The following is a 230-nucleotide window of genomic DNA, read 5'->3' as shown; positions in this document are numbered from 1 at the left end:
GCGAACATTCGCCGTGCCTGATCATCTCAAGTTTCAGGCTATTTTGCCTGCCATGCGTACCATTTCTCGCCGATGGCATCGCGATTATCAGCCCAATAGTTCATATCGGCATTCACCTGGCTTGCCGTCTGCTGATCCGGCAGGGTCTTGGCCGTCTCCGGATCCATCAGCTTGGCCGAGTCAACATTGATTGGTGCATATCCGGTGGCTTTTGCAAGGGCGGCCTGCGG

General features: G+C 55.7%; 1 pseudogene. It reads right to left on the bottom strand.

What is annotated here, in order from left to right:
- Window positions 1-38 precede the first annotated feature (38 nt).
- Window positions 39-230: pseudogene (locus tag AF337_RS18360) on the bottom strand (ABC transporter substrate-binding protein); the annotation flags it as partial.

This window comes from Rhizobium ecuadorense (assembly GCF_001187535.1).
GTDB lineage: Bacteria > Pseudomonadota > Alphaproteobacteria > Rhizobiales > Rhizobiaceae > Rhizobium > Rhizobium ecuadorense.
This window is presented reverse-complemented; position numbering and strand designations above follow the sequence as displayed.